Annotated in this window: 22 protein-coding genes; 4 read left to right on the top strand and 18 right to left on the bottom strand. The window is 52.4% G+C overall.

The genetic code is table 11. The features are described from left to right. Positions 1–78: 78 nt before the first annotated feature. The 8 genes from ETR37_RS06315 to ETR37_RS06280 are packed head-to-tail and all read right to left on the bottom strand — an operon-like array spanning position 79 to position 5127. Positions 79–822 (bottom strand): class I SAM-dependent DNA methyltransferase, encoded by a 744-nt coding sequence (locus tag ETR37_RS06315; RefSeq protein ID WP_033006019.1) that lies wholly within the window; start codon positions 820–822, stop codon positions 79–81. Continuing rightward, positions 819–1175: a ribosome silencing factor gene (rsfS, locus tag ETR37_RS06310; RefSeq protein WP_013144688.1), complete on the bottom strand. Its 357-nt coding sequence runs from the start codon at positions 1173–1175 to the stop codon at positions 819–821. The genes ETR37_RS06315 and rsfS overlap by 4 nt, the downstream gene beginning before the upstream one ends. Further along, entirely contained in the window at positions 1172–1750 is a 579-nt protein-coding gene (gene yqeK, locus ETR37_RS06305) for a bis(5'-nucleosyl)-tetraphosphatase (symmetrical) YqeK (RefSeq protein ID WP_060787718.1), read from the bottom strand. The genes rsfS and yqeK overlap by 4 nt, the downstream gene beginning before the upstream one ends. After that, on the bottom strand, positions 1659–2309 hold the full coding sequence (locus ETR37_RS06300; protein ID WP_129447049.1) for a nicotinate-nucleotide adenylyltransferase: 651 nt from the start codon (positions 2307–2309) through the stop codon (positions 1659–1661). Before ETR37_RS06300 ends, yqeK begins: the two co-directional genes overlap by 92 nt. Before the next feature lie 39 nt (positions 2310–2348). After that, positions 2349–2642, bottom strand: a complete 294-nt coding sequence (yhbY, locus tag ETR37_RS06295; protein ID WP_129447048.1) for a ribosome assembly RNA-binding protein YhbY — start codon at positions 2640–2642, stop codon at positions 2349–2351. A 3-nt stretch (positions 2643–2645) separates the two neighbouring features. Then, entirely contained in the window at positions 2646–3476 is an 831-nt protein-coding gene (gene aroE, locus ETR37_RS06290) for a shikimate dehydrogenase (protein WP_033006017.1), read from the bottom strand. A 23-nt stretch (positions 3477–3499) separates the two neighbouring features. Continuing rightward, complete coding sequence (gene yqeH, locus ETR37_RS06285; protein ID WP_129447047.1) at positions 3500–4609, bottom strand: ribosome biogenesis GTPase YqeH; 1110 nt, start codon at positions 4607–4609, stop codon at positions 3500–3502. Positions 4610–4611: 2 nt separating this feature from the next. Next, on the bottom strand, positions 4612–5127 hold the full coding sequence (locus ETR37_RS06280; protein WP_013144682.1) for a YqeG family HAD IIIA-type phosphatase: 516 nt from the start codon (positions 5125–5127) through the stop codon (positions 4612–4614). A gap of 327 nt (positions 5128–5454) precedes the next feature. On the opposite strand from ETR37_RS06280, the gene sda reads away from it, so the two are divergent. After that, on the top strand, positions 5455–5595 hold the full coding sequence (sda, locus tag ETR37_RS06275; RefSeq protein ID WP_008879941.1) for a sporulation histidine kinase inhibitor Sda: 141 nt from the start codon (positions 5455–5457) through the stop codon (positions 5593–5595). 37 nt (positions 5596–5632) lie between these two features. Here the strand turns inward: sda and ETR37_RS06270 are convergent, their stop codons facing one another. Beyond that, positions 5633–6427, bottom strand: a complete 795-nt coding sequence (locus ETR37_RS06270) for a phosphatidylserine decarboxylase (protein ID WP_081132434.1) — start codon at positions 6425–6427, stop codon at positions 5633–5635. Positions 6428–6550: 123 nt separating this feature from the next. On the opposite strand from ETR37_RS06270, the gene pssA reads away from it, so the two are divergent. From pssA to motB, 3 genes are all read left to right on the top strand, one after another. Beyond that, positions 6551–7090 carry a CDP-diacylglycerol--serine O-phosphatidyltransferase gene (gene pssA / locus ETR37_RS06265; RefSeq protein ID WP_013144680.1) on the top strand — a complete coding sequence of 180 codons (540 nt, stop codon included), beginning with the start codon at positions 6551–6553 and terminating at the stop codon, positions 7088–7090. Positions 7091–7264: 174 nt separating this feature from the next. Then, the gene (gene motA, locus ETR37_RS06260; protein ID WP_081132432.1) at positions 7265–8056 is read left to right on the top strand and encodes a flagellar motor stator protein MotA; all 792 of its coding nucleotides are present in this window, start codon (positions 7265–7267) and stop codon (positions 8054–8056) included. Next, a complete protein-coding gene (motB, locus tag ETR37_RS06255; RefSeq protein ID WP_081132430.1) occupies positions 8049–8828 on the top strand; it encodes a flagellar motor protein MotB in 780 nt (259 codons plus the stop codon). Before motA ends, motB begins: the two co-directional genes overlap by 8 nt. Before the next feature lie 132 nt (positions 8829–8960). Here the strand turns inward: motB and ytvI are convergent, their stop codons facing one another. The 9 genes from ytvI to mtnN form a co-directional block, all read right to left on the bottom strand. Continuing rightward, positions 8961–9986 (bottom strand): sporulation integral membrane protein YtvI, encoded by a 1026-nt coding sequence (gene ytvI, locus ETR37_RS06250; RefSeq protein ID WP_081132429.1) that lies wholly within the window; start codon positions 9984–9986, stop codon positions 8961–8963. Positions 9987–10066: 80 nt separating this feature from the next. Then, a complete protein-coding gene (gene uptA / locus ETR37_RS06245; protein WP_011232011.1) occupies positions 10067–10678 on the bottom strand; it encodes an undecaprenyl phosphate transporter UptA in 612 nt (203 codons plus the stop codon). A gap of 371 nt (positions 10679–11049) precedes the next feature. Further along, the gene (locus tag ETR37_RS06240; RefSeq protein ID WP_081212561.1) at positions 11050–12318 is read right to left on the bottom strand and encodes a cation:dicarboxylate symporter family transporter; all 1269 of its coding nucleotides are present in this window, start codon (positions 12316–12318) and stop codon (positions 11050–11052) included. Between the two features lie 197 nt (positions 12319–12515). Further along, on the bottom strand, positions 12516–13229 hold the full coding sequence (gene sigK / locus ETR37_RS06235) for an RNA polymerase sporulation sigma factor SigK (RefSeq protein ID WP_011232013.1): 714 nt from the start codon (positions 13227–13229) through the stop codon (positions 12516–12518). A gap of 531 nt (positions 13230–13760) precedes the next feature. Then, positions 13761–13904 (bottom strand): YrzI family small protein, encoded by a 144-nt coding sequence (locus tag ETR37_RS06225; RefSeq protein ID WP_013144673.1) that lies wholly within the window; start codon positions 13902–13904, stop codon positions 13761–13763. Between the two features lie 375 nt (positions 13905–14279). After that, positions 14280–14528, bottom strand: coding sequence for a YrhC family protein (locus ETR37_RS06220; protein WP_011232017.1), 249 nt, complete (start codon positions 14526–14528; stop codon positions 14280–14282). A gap of 62 nt (positions 14529–14590) precedes the next feature. Continuing rightward, complete coding sequence (locus tag ETR37_RS06215; RefSeq protein ID WP_021322001.1) at positions 14591–15724, bottom strand: bifunctional cystathionine gamma-lyase/homocysteine desulfhydrase; 1134 nt, start codon at positions 15722–15724, stop codon at positions 14591–14593. A gap of 2 nt (positions 15725–15726) precedes the next feature. Then, positions 15727–16650 carry a PLP-dependent cysteine synthase family protein gene (locus tag ETR37_RS06210; RefSeq protein WP_011232019.1) on the bottom strand — a complete coding sequence of 308 codons (924 nt, stop codon included), beginning with the start codon at positions 16648–16650 and terminating at the stop codon, positions 15727–15729. A 388-nt stretch (positions 16651–17038) separates the two neighbouring features. Then, positions 17039–17746 carry a 5'-methylthioadenosine/S-adenosylhomocysteine nucleosidase gene (mtnN, locus tag ETR37_RS06205; protein WP_020756955.1) on the bottom strand — a complete coding sequence of 236 codons (708 nt, stop codon included), beginning with the start codon at positions 17744–17746 and terminating at the stop codon, positions 17039–17041. Between the last annotated feature and the right edge of the window lie 3 nt (positions 17747–17749).

The raw sequence follows: 17749 nt of genomic DNA, 5'->3' as shown, positions 1-17749 counted from the left end.
CCCCACTTTCAGTGATGTTCCATCAACCTCTTGCAACAGCATCTTTTTTGGCTGCTAAGGTCCCTCACCACACGCCCCTCACCTCTTCCGCGCGACGAAAAACAACCGTTCCGCCGTCTCGGTCGGGGGCGCATTGGTGAAATCGGCGGTCACCTCGAGCACCTCAAAGCCAGCGGAATCGAGCCATCGCTCATAGACAGCGCGCTCGAACGTGCGCTGTTCATGCCATTCGTCATAGCGCTCATAAAGATCGCCGCGGCGGACGAAAAACGTCAGTTCGTGCCCGACGCTGTGCGGCCAGTCAAGCGGATGGCACGTCCATATGTAGCTGAGGTCGTCATCCTGGTCCGCAAACACGGCGTCGCGGAACAGGACGTCCATTTTGTAGACCGAATGGACATCAAACAAAAGCAGCCCGCCGCCGCCAAGGGCGCGGGAGACGGCGGCGAACGTCCGCTTCACATCCTCTTCATCCGTTAAATAGTTGAGAGCATCGCAAAACAGGAAGGCGCCATCGAGATCAGAAAACCCGTCGAGCTCCGCCATGTTTTGTTCGAAAAACGGCACCTCCACTCCCGCCGCTTCGGCTTTCGCCTGGGCGACGGCGAGCATATGTTCAGAGAGATCAACGCCGGATACTTGCCATCCGGCCTTGGCAAGGCGGATGGCAAGCTCTCCCGTCCCGCAGCCGATGTCAATGACCCGTCTCCCCGGCCGTTTGGTGTATTGGGCGAATGCCCGTTCCACAAACGATTGCCATGCATCATACGGCGCCTCGGCCATGAGCGCATCGTACCAATCGGCGAAACGAGCATAGGTCATGGCTGCAGCACAGCCGCGACGTCTTCCGTCGGGGCGTCCCCCCAAAGCCGTTCGAGGTTGTAATACTCGCGCTCCTCTTTGGCAAAAACATGCACAACGATGTCGCCCAAATCGACAAGCACCCATTTCGCCTCCTGGAATCCTTCAACCCTCTTCACCGCTAAGCCGTGTTCTTCCGCTTGGTCTTGAATTTCGCGGGCGATGGCCTGCACTTGTTTGTCCGAATTGCCATGGCAAATGACAAAATAATCGGCGACAAGCGAAATGCCTTTCATGTTCAAGACGACAATGTTTTCCGCCTTTTTATCATCCGCCGCGCGGACGACAAGCTGCAACGCCTCTTGTTCCGTCACCGTTTTGCTTCCCCCTTCACTTCACGCATGAGTGAATTGTACGCATGAATCGTATCTGGATAAATGAGCTGGCGCTTCTCAAGCAAAAACGCGATCGTATTTTTCACCGCCTGCAACAGCGCCCGGTTGAGGTCTTCTTCCGCCAAGCGCCGTACGTCGTCAACGCCCGGGAAGCGGCGCCCTGGTTCCATATAGTCGGCCAAATAAATAATTTTTTCAAGCACCGTCATTCCAGCCCTTCCCGACGTATGGTAGCGAATGGCATCCAGCACCTCTGGATCGTTGATGCCGACTTCTGTCTGCACCAAATAGGCGCCAACGGGCGCATGCCATAGCTCACTGTTGTAAGCAAGCAAATCGTTGGGCATATTTTGCGCCAAAATGATTTGTTTCATTTCTTCAACCGGGCGGAATTTCGCATAGTCATGGAAAATGGCGGCCAATTCCGCTTTTTTGACGTCGGCGCCATACTGGTTGGCTAGCTTAACGGCCGTTTCGACAACGCCAAGCGTATGCTCGTAGCGCTGCTCCGTCAACTGTTGTTTCACAATCAGCAACGCCTGTTCTCGCTCCATATAATCCCTTCTCCTCAATATAAAGTCTCACACCTTCCGGCACGAGGTAGCGGATCGTCTGCCCGTTTTGCACCCGCTGGCGGATAAGCGACGAAGAGACGGCAAACTGCGGCACCTCCACCTCGACGACCGGATACGGCGTTTCCATGGAAAACCCCGGCCGCTTGACGCCAACAAACGTCACCAACTCGATGAGCTCATCGATGCGGTGCCAATTCGGCAAATATTCGACCATATCGGCGCCGATGATGAAATAAAATTCGTCATCAGGATGCATCGCGACAAGCTGCCGGATCGTATCGTACGTATACGAAGGCCCTTCCCGCTCGAGTTCGATCGTCTCAATATGAAAGCGCGGATGGCCAGCCACTGCCAACTCGAGCATGCGCAGCCGGTCTTCGCTTTTGGTCACTTGTTCGTGCTGCTTATGGGGAGGAAGGCGGTTGGGCAGAAACCAAATTTCTGACAACTGAAGGGCGTCAAGCACTTCATTCGCCATGAGCAAATGACCGTAATGAGGCGGATCAAACGTGCCGCCGAAAACCCCGATTTTTCCCATCTTCTTTCCTCCCGCCGCCTGCCGTGGCTGCTCCCATTGTCAATCAGGCAGAACGATTTGTTTATGCTCCTTCGATTCTTTGTATAAGACGATCGTATTGCCGATCACTTGCACGACTTCCGCCCCCGTTCCAGCCGCGAGCTGCTCGGCGACGGTGTAGCGGTCTTCTTCGCAGTTTTGCAACACGCTCACTTTCAACAGCTCGCGCGCTTCGAGCGCCGCCGCAATTTGTTCGGTCATCGCTTCCGTCACGCCGCCTTTGCCGACTTGAAAAATCGTTTTCAAATGATGGGCTTGAGCGCGCAAAAACCGTTTTTGTTTTCCCGTTAGCATATGTTACCTCCTTAACGCTTCGATGACAAGCTGTTTCATCCGGTTGACATCCGGCCATTGGCCGGTCCACTTTTCGAACGCCAGCACCCCTTGGTATACGAGCATGCCGACGCCGTTTTGCACACGGGCGCCGCGGGCTTTCGCTTCTTTCAGCCATTTTGTTTCCAGTGGATTGTAAATAATATCGGAAACGATCACCCCTGGCCGCAGCCGTTCAAGAGAAAGCGGCTGCACCTCGACACGCGGATGCATGCCGACAGAAGTGGTATTGATAATAATATCGTATTCGTCAAGCCGCGTTTCCGCCTCGGCGAGCGAAAAATACGCCGAGCGGCCATCCCCCCCTTCGCGGACGAGCCGCTCCGCTTTTTCCACCGTCCGGTTGGCCATATCGATGCGCTCGGCTGCCGTCGACAGCAACGAAAAGTAAATGCCGCGCGCCCCGCCGCCAGCGCCGATCACCAAAATCCGCTTGCCGTCGAGACTGACGTCCATTTCCTCCTCGAGCGCCTTGACGTAGCCAGGTCCGTCCGTATTATAGCCGACGAGCCGGCCGTTGTCGTTGACGATCGTATTGACCGCCCCGATGCGGCGCGCCTGCTCGTCCACTTCGTCCAAAAACGGAATGACCGCCAGTTTGTGCGGAATCGTCACGTTCACCCCGGCGATGCCGAGCGCCCGCACGCCAGCGATCGCCGCACCGACTTGCCCCGGTTCGACGGAAAACAAATGATAGCGCGCCGGAATGCCCAAACGGGCGAATGCATCATTATGCATGAGCGGCGACAGCGAGTGCTCGACGGGAAACCCAATCAACCCGTATACCTTTTCCACGTTTCTCCTCCTCCCGCTTTCCATTAAATCAACGATTGACGGATAAATACGTCGACCCCTTTTGGAGCATGGACGACAAGCTGAGCACCCAGGTCGTTGCACGTCACCCAGCCGAGTCCGGAAAAGACGATGTCTGTCTTCCGCTCTTTGACAGACAGCGAGCGCGGCACAAGCGGCGGAAATTCAGCGGCATAGCGTTTGTTTGGCGGCGACAGCAAATCGCCAAGCTGATTGGCATAAAGGGAGTCGGCTTTTTCCAACTTCGTCCGATGAACCGTCAACTCATTGGCCATGTAGCAGACGAACGAGCGGCGCCCGCCTTTGATGTAATCGAGGCGGGCCAAGCCTCCGAAAAAGAGCGTCTGCCCTTCGTTGAGCTGATAAACGCGCGGATGGATTTCCCGCTTCGGCGTAATGATCTTCAAATCGCGCGCATCAACAAAGTGCGCCATTTGGTGATGGTTGATAATCCCTGGCGTATCATACAACGTCGCTCCACTCTCAAGCGGAATTTCGATCATATCGAGTGTCGTCCCCGGGAAATATGACGTGGTAATCACATTCCCTTTGCCGGTCGCCTCTTCAATGATGCGATTGATGAACGTCGACTTGCCGACATTCGTGCAGCCGACGACGTAGACATCGCCGCCCTCACGGTAGCGGTTGATCGCTTCCATCACCTTCGCCATGCCAATTCCTTTCGCTGCGCTGACAAGGCAGACGTCAACCGGACAGAGCCCGAGCTCTTCCGCCATGCGGCGCATCCAGCGCAGCAGCTTCGGGTATTTGACCGACCGCGGCAATAAATCCGCCTTGTTGCCGACAAGCAAAATCGGATTTTCGGCCGCAAACCGCGGCAAGCCAGGAATCCAGCTGCCGTTGAAATCGAAAATGTCGACGATGTTGACGACAAGCGCCTTCGATTCCCCGATGCGGTGCAGCATGTTTAAAAAATCGCTGTCATCAAGCGGCACGTCTTGCACTTCGTTGTAATGTTTCAAGCGGAAGCAGCGCTGGCAAATGATTTCTTCCTCGTCTTTTTCGAGCACGCTTTTCGGCGCATAGCCCGCCTTTTTCGGATCGTCAAACTGAATGGCCGCTCCGCAGCCGATGCAACGCAGTTGTGGCTCCACGATCATTCCTCCCAGTAAATCATCCCTTTTTTGCGCATCACCTTTAAAATTCTCCGCTCCATTTTTCGATTGAAACGCGTCCATAATCCGTCCGTCTGGGCGACCGGGACGACTAAAATCGTGTTTAGTCCGAGCCGGTTGCCCCCAAGCACATCCGTCAGCAACTGATCGCCGATGACGACGACTTCCTCTTTCTTAAGCTCCATCATCTTTAATGCCTGCAAAAACGCGCGTGTCAGCGGTTTGCGCGCTTCAAAGATGAACGGGATGCCAAGCGGCTCCGCAAACGACTGCACGCGTTGTTGATTATTATTCGATACGATGACGACCTTAATGCCCGCCTGCTTCATCGCATCAAACCATGCGGCCAGCTCCGGGGTGGCGCTCGGCCGATCCCATTCAACAAGCGTATTGTCCAAATCAGTGATGATCCCTTTGACCCCTTTTTGTTTCAGCTCATCCGGAGTAATGTCGATCACACGCTTGGCAAACTGGCTTGGCAAAAAGTAGTGAAGCATGCCGGACACCCGCCTTTCCATTTGCTTTTCCCATCATAGCGAATTTTAACGTTTGTTTCAAAACAAAGTTTACCGATGATAAATAGAAAAAACTTTCGACAAATTTCGCGACTGTCCATCTTGTGGATAACTGTTGCCCACATTATACACAAGCTAGTCATCACACTTCCTGCGTTTTATAAACATGTTTTCCACATGTTATCCACCACCTTCTGTGGATAACAGAACGGTTGTTCTCTCTCCCAAGTCATGGTACATTGTAAGTAACCTACCATTATATGTATGACAGGCTTGTCCTATTCCATCCAAAAAAGGAGGACACCCCCGATGAAACATTTGTCCGACGAGTTGTTGATCGAGTCGTACTTCAAGGCGAAAGAGCTCAATCTCAGCCCGGAATTCATTGAGTTGATTGAAAAAGAAATCCAGCGCCGTTCATTGACTCACAAAATTAAGCTGTCCTCATAAGAGAAGGCCTTCGGGCTTTTTTTTGTTTCCGACAGCCTTAGTGCTCGTGCGCCTCGCACCAATAGCCGAGCCGCTCGCCGACTTTGATCGGCATGGGCGCAGCAATGCGCGGGTCAGGGGCGAAACTTCCGCGTTCAAACAGCAAGACGACCGTTGAACCGAACGAAAAATACGCCATTTCCTCTCCTTTGACAAGCTGCTCACTCTCATGGGTCAATTCAATGCTGTTGACGAACATGGCGCCGATTTTCACGATCGCCAAGCGCTTGCCGCCGGCTGTGACCTCGGTGATGAGGCGGTAATTTTTCTCGAGCGGCCGACGCCCATATTTTAAGCTAAGACGATTGACCGGATACGACTTGCGGCCGAGCGCCCACTGCTTTTCGATCACTCCAGATATTGGGCTGTGGATGCGGTGATAATGGCTCGGGCTTAAATACAGAATAAAAAAGAACCCGTTCACATACGGTTGTGCCGCTTCAACGCTGCCGAGCATTTCCGCAATGGAATACGGCTTTCCCTTGACGATCATTTCACAGTTTTCTCGAATCGTGCCCATGTCTTCAATGACAGCGTCGACCGGGCTGACGACCGTATGCTCATCAGCGTCGACCGGCCTCACCCCGGCCTTCAGCCGGCGGATGAACAGTTGCTGCAACGTCTTATAATTTTTTAGGCTTTTTTCCATTTCGTCTTGGTTAATATGATAAATTTTTGCATACGATGATATCAATAGACCGCTGAGGCGCGATTTGGCAAACGAAGCGAGCAGCTTTGAAGAAAGCGAGTGATTGGTCAGCTCGATGAACAAACGATAAAGCCATTTTCGCAAGCACGTTCCCTCCAGTAGCGCAACATCGCCATTCGTTACTACCTTCCATATTACCGCCAAAATGAGTATAATGGTAGTAGAATTTTCTTTTGGCGTTTTCTGTTGGAAAAGGAGTGGAGAAACTTGTTCTTATCGGATTATTTAGACTATACCTTAAAAAAGCTGAAAGCCAATGCAGCAAACATTTTGACGATGACCAACTTGTCGCTTGGCGGCTTTTCCGTCCTGGCTACGCTGAAAGGGCAGCTTCATATGAGCGTGCTGCTCGTTTTTTTAGCAGCGTTTGTCGATCGCTTTGACGGCGCTGTGGCGCGCAAGATGAACATTGAATCCGAACTTGGCAAGCAGCTCGATTCGATGAGCGACATCGTCTCCTTCGGCGTCGCTCCCGCCTTGCTGATGTATCAGGGGTTGTTCTATGAATTCGGCGCGCCGGGGGCAGTGTTCACCATCTTGTATATCGCCTGCGGCGCCTTCCGCCTCGCACGCTTCAACATCACAGAAAACAACGGCTACTTCGCGGGGCTGCCGATCACCGCCGCCGGGGTGCTGATGACGCTCGGTTATTTAGCCATCCCGTACTTTCCGCCACAATCGTTTATGTTTTTAGCGCTCATTTTATCGTTTTTAATGGTCGGCACGTTTAAACTGAAAAAAATATGATGATCACCGGAGCTGCCCTTTCCGTCAGCCTAATGGAGCGGGCGGCTTTTTCCCTTTCATGTCACACCTTTTTCCCTTTTCAACCTCCTTTATTCAGTATATGATAAATATGGTTTCTTTATCAAAACGCCTCATGGCGTAGATCGTTCGTATGGAAAAAGCGGGGGGATTCATTTGGACAAAACATCGATCATCGGCATCATCCTTGGCGTCATTGCCGTCGGGTTGGGCATGTACTTTAAGGGCGTTTCGCCTGCTGTATTGATCAATCCGGCCGCCATCCTCATCATTCTCGTCGGCACGGCGGCAGCGGTCATTATCGCGTTTCCAATGAAGGAAATAAAAAAAGTGCCAAAATTGTTCAAAATCATTTTTACTGAACCGCCCACACCGTCGATCGACGAGCTCATTCCACTGTTCGTTGACTGGGCCAACATCGCCCGCCGCGAAGGGCTGCTGGCGCTCGAGGCGAAATTGGACGACATTGACGACCCGTTTTTGCGCAACGGACTCAGCATGGCCATCGATGGGCAAACGCAAGAGTTCATCCGCGATGTCATGACAGAGGAAATCGTTGCCATGGAAGAGCGCCACGAAGCGAATGCCGCGATTTTTTCCCAAGCAGGCACGTACGCGCCGACGCTCGGGGTGCTTGGGGCCGTCATCGGCCTGATTGCCGCCCTTGGCAATATGGAAAACATCGCCGAGCTCGGCAAGGCGATCAGCGCCGCTTTTGTCGCCACGATGCTCGGCATTTTCACCGGCTATGTGCTTTGGCATCCGTTTGCCAACAAACTGCGGCGGAAATCGAAGGAAGAGGCGCGCGTGCGCTACATCATGATTGAAGGGGTGCTGTCCATTTTGGAAGGACAAGCCCCGCGCATGATCGAACAAAAACTCGCCTCATACTTGCCGGAAAGCGAGCGGCAGCAGGCGCTGACACAAGGGGAAACGGCCAATGGCTAAGAAAAAAAAGAACAAGCATGACGACCATATGAGCGAGGCATGGCTGATTCCGTACGCGGATTTATTGACGCTATTGCTCGCCCTATTCATCGTCTTGTTTGCGAGCAGCCAAATCGACCAAAAGAAGTTTCAAGAAATTGCGCGCGCCTTTAGCACCGCCTTTGCCGGTGGAACAGGTGTTCTTGACTTTCAAAGCCCGATCGAGCCGATCACTCCACCGGCCCAAGACGAAGAAGGACGGCATCAAGCAAAGCAGCCTTCCCCAGCCGTAAACGGAAAGGAAAAAGAAGAATTAGGGCAAATCAAAGCGAAAATCGACAGCTACATCCACGACAACAAGCTGACGGGAAAACTGCAGACTTCCTTGACGGACGAAGGGCTCGCGATTACCATTTTGGATGATATTTTATTCGACTCCGGCAGCGCCGAAGTGCGCATGAAAGACCGGCGTCTTGCGGCGGAAATCTCCGCTTTGCTCGTCATGAACCCGCCGCGCAACATCATGATCAGCGGCCATACGGACAACGTGCCGATCCATAACGAGAAATTTGCTTCCAACTGGGAGCTGAGCGTCATGCGCGCCGTCAATTTCATGAAAGTGCTGCTTGAAAACAAGCAACTCGACCCGCGCTATTTCAGCGCTAAAGGGTATGGCGAATACAAGCCGATCGCCTCCAACGCCACCGCTGCCGGGCGGATGAAAAACCGGCGCGTCGAAATTTTAATTTTGCCGCGCACCGACGTCAATGATTCGTCCACATCCACTCAGTGACCGCCGCGCCTTCAGCGGGCGGTTTTCTTTAGCCGTCGCTTTGCCAAAACTCTCTTCCCCATGTCCAGACAGAAAAACCGGCGGTTCGCCGGTTTTTCCTCCTTCGTCCGCAAAGACCTTTATTCGAAAAAATCAAAGCTTGATCGTCCATTTAATGACTCCAGCTTTGGCAAGAGCCTCAACCAAAATGACAACGACCGGCCCGACGAACAACCCGATAAAGCCAAGCAGCTGAAACCCCAGATAGACACTGACGAGCGCGGCGAGCGGGGAAATGCCCAAATTGGTGGAAAACACTTTCGGCTCGATGATCCGGCGCACGACGGTGATGACGACAAACAGCACGATGAGCCCGATGCCAAGCGTATTGTTGCCGTTCGCCATGCTGATGAGCCCCCACGGAACAAGCACGGAACCCGTTCCTAAAATCGGCAAAATATCAACGACGACGATGACCAGCGCCATCAACGCCGCATAGTCGACCCCCAACACGAAAAGGCCAGACAGCGCGAGGAAAAACGTAATTAAACTAAGCAAAAACTGCGCTTTTAAAAAGCCGATCCCCGCTTTGCTCAGCTGGGCGACGACCATCCCAAGCCGCTGTTCGGTCCGTTCGGACAAATAGCGGCGCATGCCTTGCTTCAGCTGCGGCAAATCGAGGCAAATGAGAAACAGTGCGATCAAATACACTAAAAAATGAATCAAAAACGCCGGAATGGCGGCAATATAATGGACGAGCGACTGCGTCAAGTTGGTCGCAAACGACAAAAGCATTTGCTCGACGGTATTGACGCCGCGTTCAAGCGAATCGATGATTTCCTGCGGAATGGAGCTGGAATACGACTGCCACGTTTGAATGAGGCGGTCGAGCACTTTCGTCGCTTCGTTTAGCACATAAGGCAGTTTTTGCGAGAGCGCCATCACTTGTTGCACAAAAATCACGACTAGAAAGTAAAGGGAAAGCCCAAGAATGATGATGAACAATGAAAAAATCACCGTGACGGCGTGCGCGCGCTTCAGCTTATAGTTTTCTTGCAATCGGCGGATGGACGGCTCGAGCAAAAGCGCGGTCGCAAGTGCGAAAAGAAGAGGCACGCTGTATGGCACAAGCCATAGCCCCACAGCGAATAGCAACGCAATGATCATCCAACGTTTCACGTTCGTCCCTCATTTTCCCTCAAAATTTAGCCAAAAGATGGTTCATGTATAAATATAGCCGACAGCATGCGGACGGGCAACTATTTCATGCGCTCGTTTTCATCTGCAGCGCGGCGTCGTCGTTGCCAAACGATGTAAATCGCCGCCACCGCCACCGCCGCTGCAATAGCCGGTCGGACGTATGGCGCCGCCATCTCGTCAATTTGCCGCCATCGTTGGCCAAGCTGCTCTCCCAACCAAATAAACAAGATGGACCATGGGATGATGGCCAACACCGTGTAAATCGTAAACGGCAACCACTTCATCCGCGCAATGCCGGCGGGGATCGAAATCGCATGGCGGACAACGGGGATAAACCGGGCGCTGAAAATGACGCCGGGGCCAAATTTCGCAAACCAGCGTTCCGCCACATCCAAATGTTTTTTCTGGATCAATACATATTTCCCATACTGATCTAGAAACGGCCGTCCGCCATAGTAGCCCATCCAATACAAAAACAACTGCGCCACCGTGCCGCCTATTGTCCCAGCTGCCACGGCCCCAGCAAATGAGACATCCCCCCGCGCTACCAAATAACCGGCATAAGCCAACACGATCTCGCTGGGGATCACTTCCACCATCAAGGCGAGAGCGATGCCGACATAGCCTAAACTGGTCAAAAAGGAAAACATCGATTGAATGACTTCGTGCACCGTTTTTCCTCCTTGTCTTTCGCTTCCTTGTCCATTTTTTCATTATACTATACGTTCCTTGCCAACAAAACGGGAAAAGCGGCTGATCATTCAGCCGCTTTCACGAGTGTCGATGATCATCTATATAGATGCAATTTAAAGCTTTAACATTTTTCGTCTTTGCCGGTCATTGCATCCGACTGTCGAGTGACCGAACAGCGCCGCTTCCAGACCCATGAATGGGTCTGTGAAGCGGCGTTGTTCGGTCTTCCGTCACGCTAAGGCGTGACGGAGGCAAGCCACACGCTTGCCGACTACGGCAGAAAAGCTAGGAATAGGACGATGTCAACTGGTTTTTAATGGTTAATCAACACATCTGAGCCACTTTTTTCTTAGGCGCTTTGCTGCTGCAACTCAGCGATGTATTGTTTTCCTTGTTCTTCGTTATATTGCCCTTCCCATTTCGACATCACAACCGCCGCCAGCGAGTTGCCGATGACGTTGACCACTGTGCGCGCCATGTCCAAAAGACGGTCGATGCCGGCGATAAACGCCAATCCTTCAACTGGAATGCCAACTGTGCCAAGCGTTGCCAATAAGACGACAAACGATACGCCTGGGACACCGGCAATCCCTTTGGACGTCACCATTAAAACGAGCACAAGCGAGATTTGCTGTGAAATCGGCATGTCGATGCCGTACAGTTGAGCGATAAAGACAGCCGCCAGCGCCTGATACAGCGTCGACCCATCCAAGTTGAACGAATAGCCGGTCGGAACGACAAAGGATGTTACAGCCTTCGAACAACCGAATTTCTCCATTTTTTCCATAACCTTAGGCAACACGGTTTCCGAGCTCGACGTGCTATAGGCAAGCACTAATTCATCCTTTAAGATTTTTATAATATGGAAAATATTTGTATTTACCAATTTGGCCACAGCGCCAAGCACCACCAACACGAAGAATGCCATGACCGCATAAACGAGCACAACAAGTTTGCTGAGCGGAAGGAGCGAAGCGACGCCGAATTTCGACACCGTCACGCCGATTAGGGCGAAAACGCCAAACGGCGCAAACTTCATCACTTGGTTCGTCACATAAAACATCGCTTCCGCCGTGCCTTGGAAAAAGCGAAGCACCGGTTTCCCTTTTTCACCGATCGCGGCTACGCCCAACCCGAACATCACCGAGAAGAAGATGATCGGCAGCATATTCCCGGTCGACAGCGCTTCAAACACGTTTTTCGGCACGATGTTGACAAATGTTTCAACCATCGAATGGTGCTGCACTTCGTTCGTCGTATCGACATACGACTGGATATCCGTTTTCTCAAGCGACTTCATATTGACGCCGACGCCTGGTTGGAAAATGTTCGCTGCCAAGAGGCCGACGATAATGGCAATCGTCGTAATGATCTCAAAATAAAGGATCGTTTTGCCGCCCAACTTTCCGAGCTTTTTCACATCACCGACGTTGGCAACGCCGACAATCAAGCTCGAGACGACGATCGGGATGACGATCATCTTAATTAAACGGAGAAAAACATCTCCGATCGGCTGCAAATACGTCGCTACTTTAGGGCTTCCGTAAAAAATGGCCCCAACCATAATCCCGAGAATAAGGCCGATGAAAATTTGCCATGCCAAGCCGATCTTGCGCATGATGCTTTTTCGCCTCCTTTAGACAAATTTAGACAAAAGACGACAAAATTATTTTACTTTTAAAAATAAAATCTGTCAATATTTTTGATTGAAATCGCTTCATCAAAGGATATAAATGAAAGAATTCAGTTTTTTAAAATAATTTCTATTCTTCCACTACTGAAAAAGCGGGTCGCTGCACCAGCAACCCGCTTTTGTTATGACCGCCGTTTTTCTTTTTCCTGCCGATAAAATTCGTGAAACATTTTCATTAATGCCCGTTTTTCAATGCGCGAGACATAGCTTCTCGAGATGCCGAGCTCTTTGGCGATTTCACGCTGTGTTTTTTCCCGTTGCCGACCGAGGCCAAAGCGATTGATGATCACCTCTTTTTCCCGCTCATCAAGCACGCTGATATATTGCTTGACTTGTTCGAGCTCCATGTTCAAGTGGATTTCATCGGCGATGTCTTCGCCTTCGGCTTTTAAAATATCAAGCAGGCTGATTTCGTTTCCTTCTTTGTCCTGGCCGATTGGCTCATGCAACGAGACGTCTTTGCGCGTTTTTTTTAATGAACGCAGGTGCATCAGGATTTCGTTCTCGATACATCGAGCCGCATACGTCGCCAGCTTCGTTCCTTTGCCCGGCGAATAGCTTTCAATCGCCTTGATCAAGCCGATTGTGCCAATGGAGATTAAATCCTCGACCTCTTCTCCCGTATTTTCAAACTTTTTCACAATGTGGGCAACAAGGCGCAAGTTGTGTTCGATGAGCCGGTTGCGGGCTTGCTCGTCGCCTTTTGCCATCAGCGCCAAATACTTTTCCTCTTCTTGAGCGCTTAACGGCTGGGGAAACGCATTGTTTTTAATATACGAGACAAGAAACGTCAGCTCTTTCAACAGAAACGTAAACGCCGTGAAAATGCCGGACATGCTCTCACCCCCGCCTGCTGTCATCGGCGGAAACCGCCTATCGTTATGTATATGCAGGGGCGATGTTGTCCGTGTCTTGACGACAAAAATAGACCGGCCCGAAATGAGCCGGCAATGACCTGACCAATCAAAAACGATTGTCACCAACGTTCTGCTGATGCGGTCCGCCTGCTTATCCCCCTCCCGATGCAGAAGAACCGCCGTTACGCTTTGGCCTCAACGCTGACTTCCGCGGCGACAACAAGCGCAATCGACGCGGTAATGATGATCGACATGACAATGGCGAACATCCCCGTTCCCTCCTTGACCTTCTCTTCTAGATGTTATTTTATCAAAGAAGACAAGGAACGCTTTCGCCTTATTTTGAACAATTCGTGAAATTCGACCGTCAACAACAGCACACGGAGCACCCATCGCATCCCTTTAGACTGAGTCAAGTGGAGTCTCCCCTTTGCTTCATCCACGTCACAAGCCATACGAGTACAATGGACATAAATCTTCTCCCCTTTCATCCTTCATTGCTGGAAATGTTTAAAACAATCGTTGATGGAAAAAGCATTTGCGGTCAACAAGCTCCTCCTCGGCTGCACGGGCGAACCGCTCCTCTTCGATGTTCCGCTGCCGCGGCTTTCTCCGCTCAATCGTGATCGTGATAAAAAACAAATGGATCGTCATGCCTCCCCACCTCCTTTCCATGCAAAAAAACCGCAGAAGGAAAGCGCTTCTGCGGCTCAGTGTGCAAAAAGGCCGCAGAAAGCGAGACTACTCCCCTTCTGCGGCCTGATCGCTGTTTTTCGTCATCGGTGCACGTTCATTCCCGGTCGGCGGAAGGTCGAATAGCCGTTTGATAGAATGGATGCATTACTGTTGTCCACATCATCATTGTCATTGTCTTCGACCTCCCTTTGGAAATGATGCTACGTAGGCAATTATATCCAAAATTATTTCCATTGTAAACCGTTTTTTTGCAAAATAGGCAAAAAGCTTGCTTTCCCTTGAACGCCAGCATGGTGGCTAAACAAAAACCCGCCTTTCGGCCAAAAGGCAGGTTTACGGTTCGAACCGCTTTTCTTCTTCCTCAAGACGGCGGGCATAGCGGGCGGCTTGGCGCAAACAGGAAAGCGACGCGGTAAAACAGACGGCGACTGCCAATAGGGCGAACGGCTTTTTCGCTGTCTCAACCGCTCCTGGGATGATCGTTCCGAAATAGAGAAACGCTCCAAACGCGAACAAGACGAGGCTGTATGTTTTAAAGTCGCCCGCCTTGGCCCGCAGCTCGTTTCGTTGCTGCTCGTTCAAGCCCGATCCCTCCTCTCCCCTTTCACTGTATCATACATGGACGGAAGGGGGGAGCGGCAATTTCAGCCAAGCGCTTGCGCCAAATCGTCAAGCAGATCGTTGACATCTTCAAGCCCGACCGACAAACGGATCAGGCCGTCGGTAATGCCGAGCTGTTCGCGCCGTTCCTTCGGGATGGAGGCGTGCGTCATTTTCCCTGGCAACGAAATTAAACTTTCGACCGCCCCTAAGCTTTCGGCAAGCGTAAAGTAGCGCACGCGCGACAGCACGTTCTCGGCGCGCTCCAAGCTGCCGACATCAAACGAAATCATGCCGCCAAATCCGCGCATTTGCTTTTTCGCCAACTCGTGGTTCGGATGATCCGGAAGCCCGGGGTAATAGACGCGCTTGACCGCCTTGTGTTCAGCCAAAAAAACAGCGATTTGGCGCGCATTTTCTTCATGTTCCTCCATCCGCACGGCGAGCGTTTTCATCCCGCGCATCAATAGCCATGAATCTTGCGGCCCGAGCACGCCGCCGGTTGAATTTTGCACGTAATGGAGCCGTTCGGCAAGCTCCGGCGTGCGGACAACCGCCAACCCAGCGACGACGTCGCTATGGCCGCCTAAATATTTCGTCGCGCTATGGATGACGATATCGGCGCCAAGCTCAAGCGGCGTCTGAAAGTACGGAGTGGAAAACGTGTTATCGACGATCAATAGCAGCCCATGCGCACGGGCAATGGCGGCGGCGGCTTGCAAGTCAGTGATTTTCAACAGCGGGTTCGTCGGCGTTTCGATATAGATGGCTTTCGTATTCGGCCGGATGTGCGCCTCGATGTTGGCGACATCGCTCGTATCGACGAACGTCGCCTCAAGCCCGAACCGATTCAGCACGTTCGTCATGACGCGATACGTGCCGCCGTAGACATCGTCAGTGAGCACCAGATGGTCGCCGCTTTGAAACAACATCATGACGGCCGTAATGGCCGCCATACCGGAAGCGAACGCAAAGCCGGCTTCGCCGCCCTCGAGATCGGCGATCAGCTTCTCAAGCGCCGCGCGCGTCGGGTTGCCGGTGCGCGAGTATTCAAACCCTTTATGCTTTCCAACTTCTTCTTGCTTATACGTACTCACTTGATAAATCGGGACCGACACCGCTCCCGTATGCGGATCCCCCGGAATGCCGCCATGAATGAGCATTGTTTTCCGCCTCATCGTTACCTCCCACCTTCATAAATGTGTTTGCTTAAATAGCGTTCGCTCCCGTCCGGAAAAATGACGACGATATTCGTCCCTGGCTTTGCCTTCTCTGCTTCCATCAAGGCGGCATGAAACGCGGCGCCAGACGAACTGCCGACCAAAAGCCCCTCCTGTCTTGCGAGTTCGCTGACGCGCCGGAACGCGTCATCGTCCGCGATCGTGTAGATGGCATCAAAATAATCCGGATCCATAAACGGCGGCAAAAACTCCATGCCGATCCCTTCCGTCCGATGCGGACCCGGCTTGCCGCCGCCTAAAATCGAGCCTTCCGGTTCCACGATGACCGTTTTAATGGCCGGGTTTTTTTCTTTTAAAAACGTCGCTGTCCCCATAAACGTGCCGCCGGAGCCGGCGCCGGCGACAAAAATGTCGATCTGTCCGTCCAAATCGTCCCACAGCTCCGGACCGAGCGTCTTGTAATACGTCCTTGGGTTAGCCGGGTTTTGGAACTGCTGGGGGCAATAGGCCCCTGGAATCGTGCGGGCGAGCTCCTCCGCTTTGCGGATGGCCCCTTCCATTCCCTCTTCAGTCGGTGTATGAACGATTTGCGCCCCGAGCGCCTTCATCAGCTGTTGCTTTTCGATGCTGAATTTTTCCGGCACACAAAAAATGATGTTCACGTTTTTGCCGATCGCTGCCAGCGCCAGACCGATGCCGGTGTTGCCGGCCGTCGGCTCGATGATCGTGCCCCCCTCTTTCAGTTTTCCTGATGCAAACGCCTCGCGCAACAGCTCTTGTCCGAGCCGGTCTTTAATGCTTCCGCCAGGGTTGAAGTATTCAAGCTTGGCGAACAGCCGAACGCCTTCCGGGAGGGGGAAGCGCGTAATTTCGACAACCGGCGTATGGCCGATCAACTCATGGATGCTTTTTGCTACGCGCATACAAGTCACTCCGTTTCTTCACGCTCAGTTTAGCAGCAAAACGGCGGTGTTTTGTTGTCTATATATATAAGTTGAAACTTTGTTTTACATCCAGTAGAGCGCCCGCCGCATTCTACCAAACTGACTTGTATGAAGGAAAACAGAATCGAGCAATCGGAAAATCTTTATTACAACTTATATAGATGCAATTTGAAGCATCACCATTTGCAACTTTTACCGAGTATTCGATCGACTGTCGGGCGACCGAACAACGCAGCTTAAAGACCCATATATGGGTCTGTGAAGCAGGCGGTTGTTCGGTCTTCCGTTACGCCTAGGCGTGACGGAAGAAGCCTGCGGCTTGCCTCCGACAGTCGAGAACATAGACAAGCTGCTTTTTCGCTGCATCTTAATCGCGCTTCTGTTTCATAACGGAAAGCATCGACAAGACAAGTTCAGCCGAATGTTTCGCCGCCGTCTCCAAAAACTGTTCAAACGACACGTCCGACTCCTCACCCGCAATATCAGACAACGCCCGGATGATGACAAACGGCGTTCCAAATTGCACGCACACTTGGGCGATCGCCGCCGCTTCCATTTCGACGGCGCACAATTCCGGAAACTGACCGCGCACAAATTCGACTCGCTTTGGATCGTTCATAAACGAATCGCCGGTGGCGATCAAGCCGGTCACTGCCTGCAGGCCATCAAGCCGCGCCGCCGCCTGCTTGGCCGCCTCAACAAGCGCCTCATCCGCCCGGTAGCGGGCCGGCAGGCCAGGCACTTGCCCGTAAGCGTAGCCGAACGCGGTCACATCGACGTCATGATGGACGACTTCCTTGGAAATGACAAGATCTCCGACACGAAGCGAAGGCAAAAATCCGCCAGCTGACCCCGTGTTAATCACGAAGTCAGGGCGAAAGCGGTCAAGCAGAAGCGTCGTTCCCATGGCGGCGTTCACTTTGCCGATCCCGGATTTCAACAACACCGCCTCCACGCCGTCAAGGCGCCCTTTGGAAAATTCGCACCCGGCAATGACCGTTTCCTCGCGCCCTTCCATGCGCGAACGCAAAATCGCCACTTCCTCTTCCATGGCTCCAATAATGGCTGCTTTCATCGT

The sequence above is a fragment of the Geobacillus sp. PK12 genome (genome assembly GCF_004123125.1).
GTDB lineage: Bacteria > Bacillota > Bacilli > Bacillales > Anoxybacillaceae > Geobacillus > Geobacillus zalihae.
This window is presented reverse-complemented; position numbering and strand designations above follow the sequence as displayed.